This window comes from Allobosea sp. P4_C6 (assembly GCF_056402015.1).
Window position 1 is genome coordinate 1 of sequence record NZ_JBFUIF010000137.1, and the last position, 3,591, is coordinate 3,591.

The window sequence follows — 3,591 nt, forward strand, 5'->3', positions numbered from 1 at the left end:
CGCGTGGAACCCGTCGCCCTCACTCTCGATGACGTAGCGCTTCAGGCTCGGATGAGCCGGCGCAAGGTCTATCGGCTGCTGAAGACCGGCGAGCTTAAGGCTCGCAAGAACGGCCGGCAGACACTGATCCTGGCCGAAGACTTCAAGGCTTGGCTTGCCTCGCTGCCCTCCGCTCATCTGGAGGCAGCGTGAATCCATGCCCCTCAAAAAACTGGACCCGCTGACGCTGCCGGCCATGGCAGGCGTCATCGGGTCCGGGGTCTCGCAAAGCTCAGCAGCTTGTGTCCCCAACTATACCACCGGAGTCACGATCGTCCAGATCGGCTCGCCCATCCTCATGACCAGCGCCGGGGCCAATCAACCCCTCGCCCTCCGCGGCCGCAAAGCGAGGGAGCCGATCTGCACCGCCGCGCCCACCGGGCTGAACGATGGCGAGGTGCGCCATGACCGCTGAGCTGCAGTGTGTACGGACAGTTTTGCTGCCCGGCCCCCTCGAAGCCGGTAAAGGCGGCGAAGGCGGTGCTTTTCAGACGACGAACGCTGAATTCATCGACGCGGYTGTCACGGATCTGCCTGAAGGTGCTTTTTCGGCTGTGTGTTCGAAGCCCGGCGACCCGGACCTCGGCGGCTGGCCAGCCCGGCGCGCGGATAAAGTAGCATGCAGTGTTGCGCCTGAGCATAACAACTACCTCGGCTGTTCGAGTTTCTATCCGGGAGATGACGGCTCGTTCAGGGCGCGCAAAGCCCAGTTTGCCGCCTGCCATTTCCTGATGCTGGATGACCTTGGCACCAAGATCCCGCTGGATCGCCTGGGTGGTTTTGAGTTGTCATGGCTGATCGAGACGAGCCCCGGAAATCATCAGGGCGGCATCACTCTCAATGCGCCGATCACCGACGGCGCGGTTGCGGTGCGTTTACTCAATGCTGTGATCGACGCTGGTCTGTGCGATGCCGGAGCGACGGGACCATTGAGCCGTTGGGCGCGGTTGCCGGTCGCGATCAACGGCAAACCGAATACGCCGATACGGCCGGCACGCCGTTCCAGTGCAGGCTGGTCGAATGGCGACCTGACAAACGCTACGCGCCGCAGGACATTGTGGACCGGCTGCAACTTGAACTCGCGCCAGCCGGCAGGCCGAAGAAACCTGCGAAGCCCCGTGCGAGGCCCACCAATACCCCGCTGCCTACTGCTAACGAAGCGGATGACGTCCTGACCCCGAAGGCCGAGGAAAACCCTGTTGTTGCGGCGCTCAAGTCGCGGGGGCTTTACAAGACACCACTGGGTTCCGGCAAGCACGACATGACGTGCCCGTGGGGCCATGAGCACACCGAAGGACTAGACACGGGCGCGGCCTATTTTGAGCCCGACGAATTGTATCCGCTTGGCGGCTTCTGCTGCCTGCACTCGCACCGTGACAAGTACCACATTCGGGCGCTGCTCGAATTCCTTGGTGTGCATAACGACCAGGCCCGGCACAAGCCGGTCATCCGAGTGGTGGCCGGTGACCTGCACCGCGTCGTGGATGCGGCGGAAAAGGAGTTCGCGAACCGTGGGCGGCATTATCAGGCAGGTGGCTTGATTGTTTCAGTCTCGACCGATCCTACCAGCGGTGATCCGTCGATTGTGCCGACCAGCGCACCGGCACTGACACGCGAGCTCTCAGTCGCGGCGACCTGGGAGAAATATGACGCCAGAGCTGAAGACTGGGTGCGCTGCGATCCGCCGGCACGACACATGGGCATCCTGTTCGAAGCACAGAACTATCGCTACTTGCCGCCACTGGCGGGCGTGACGAGGCAACCGTATTTTCGTGAATCGGACGGCGAACTCATCAAGCAGCCCGGTTATGACAAAACCRCACGGCGGTTCGGCGTGTTCGATGCGCGGGATTTCGTAATCCCTGACCCGACACCTGATGCGGCCCGCGCGGCACTGGCCCTGCTGGAAGAGTTGCTCATTGAATTCTCCTTCGTGGCCGCCAACGATAAGGCGGCTGCATTGGCGGCCATCTTTACCGCTGTGGTGCGCCCCACGTTGCCTCATGCCCCCGCGTTTCACGTCCGTGCGCCGGTTTTCGGAAGCGGCAAGAGCTACCTTTGCGAACTGATCGGGGCCTTCTCCGGGCCGGGCGACAACGCCAGGGTGAGCTATCCCACGACCTCGGAGGAAGCTACCAAGGTCATTCTGGCCCTATTGCTGACGAGCCCTGGATGCGTCGATTTCGACGACATGGACACCGACTGGATCCCGCACGGCACCATTAAGAGGATGCTTACTGCGGAGACGATCACGGACAGAATTCTGGGCGTGAGCAAGACGGCGACAGTCAGCACGCGTACGCTGTTTCTAGGCTCGGGAAATAACGTCGGCCCGATACGCGATCTGCTACGGCGGGTGCTCACGATCCATCTCGATCCGCGCTGCCCGACACCGGCGACGATGACCTACAAAGGCGTTCCGGTCGATAAGGTGCGCCAACGCCGTGGCACTTACGTGGCCGCCGTGCTGACGATCATTCAGGCATGGCGCAGGGCAGGTTCGCCTCGCACTCAAGCGGACAGCATTGTCAGCTTTAGTGGCGCGTGGTCGGAGTATTGCAGGTATCCGTTGATGTGGCTGGGGCAGCCCGATCCGGCCACGGCGTTGCTCGAACAGGTCCGTCACGATCCGGATGGCGATGCCCTGAACGGTTTAATGCAAGAATGGTATGCCGTATTCGGTCAGTCCCCCACGACCGTACGCAAGGCGGTCGCGGCGGCGGTTCTTGGTTACCCCGATTTGCTCGATGCAATGCGCGAATTCCCGGTAGAGGAACGCGGCGAGATCAATCGCTCAAAGTTGGGCTGGTTGTTGAAGAAGAATGCCGACCGGATCGTCGGCGGCTTTAGGTTTCAGCAAGCGGAAGCGGACGGGCGTACCGCATGGCGTGTGGTGCCCGTCAATTCACCGCCTTTGCCGCCTTTGCCGCCCTCCGCTCCGTCGGCTGAGAAAACTGTCGCGGGCTGGAGTGCACGGCTATGAGCGCGGCCGAGGTCCTAAAGGCGGCCCGCGCCGCCGGCATCGATCTTGGAATGGACGGGGACGGTCTCGTGCTCGAGGCAACCTCGGCTCCGCCCGCCGCGCTACTCGACGCACTGTCGCTGCACAAGGCCGAGGTCGTCGCGCTGCTCCGGCCTGGCCGTGACGGTTGGTCGGGCGAGGACTGGCATGCCTTCTTCGACGAGCGTGCCGGCATTGCCGAGTTCGATGGCGGGCTGCCGCGGGCCGAGGCCGAGGACGCCGCCTACCAGGCCTGTCTCGCGCTGTGGCAATGCCGCAATCTCGTCCGCTCCCAGCCGACTTGCTGCCGCCAATGCGGCCGCCCCGAACGAGCGGACGACGAGCTGCTCGCCATCGGCATCGCGCCCGATCAGGTCTGGCTGCACGACGGCTGCTGGGCCGCATGGCGCGCTGACCGCATCGCGCAGGCCGAAGCCTTCCTCTCAACCATCGGGATCAACAGGAGGACGCAGTCATGAACCGCAAGCAACGCCGCACCCAGCAGGCCACGCCTACATCATCATATCGAGCGGACTAGCGCTGAACTGGGC

Annotated in this window: 5 protein-coding genes; all 5 read left to right on the plus strand. The window is 63.2% G+C overall.

The annotated features are described in order from the left end of the window. Window positions 1-192: helix-turn-helix domain-containing protein (locus tag AC1DVA_RS26860; RefSeq protein ID WP_476807914.1), on the plus strand; the 192-nt coding region annotated here is incomplete at its 5' end. Between the two features lie 4 nt (window positions 193-196). Then, the gene (locus tag AC1DVA_RS26865; protein ID WP_476807915.1) at window positions 197-454 is read left to right on the plus strand and encodes a hypothetical protein; all 258 of its coding nucleotides are present in this window, start codon (window positions 197-199) and stop codon (window positions 452-454) included. Then, complete coding sequence (locus tag AC1DVA_RS26870) at window positions 444-1,214, plus strand: hypothetical protein (RefSeq protein ID WP_476807916.1); 771 nt, start codon at window positions 444-446, stop codon at window positions 1,212-1,214. Before AC1DVA_RS26865 ends, AC1DVA_RS26870 begins: the two co-directional genes overlap by 11 nt. Continuing rightward, the gene (locus AC1DVA_RS26875) at window positions 1,097-3,022 is read left to right on the plus strand and encodes a hypothetical protein (RefSeq protein WP_476807917.1); all 1,926 of its coding nucleotides are present in this window, start codon (window positions 1,097-1,099) and stop codon (window positions 3,020-3,022) included. Before AC1DVA_RS26870 ends, AC1DVA_RS26875 begins: the two co-directional genes overlap by 118 nt. Next, on the plus strand, window positions 3,019-3,519 hold the full coding sequence (locus tag AC1DVA_RS26880; RefSeq protein ID WP_476807918.1) for a hypothetical protein: 501 nt from the start codon (window positions 3,019-3,021) through the stop codon (window positions 3,517-3,519). The genes AC1DVA_RS26875 and AC1DVA_RS26880 overlap by 4 nt, the downstream gene beginning before the upstream one ends. The last annotated feature ends 72 nt before the right edge of the window (window positions 3,520-3,591 follow it).

Coding starts and splice junctions, on each gene's coding strand:
- AC1DVA_RS26865 (WP_476807915.1), top strand. CDS start 197: ATGCCCCTCAAAAAACTGGACCCGCTGACGCTGCCGGCCATGGCAGGC.
- AC1DVA_RS26880 (WP_476807918.1), top strand. CDS start 3,019: ATGAGCGCGGCCGAGGTCCTAAAGGCGGCCCGCGCCGCCGGCATCGAT.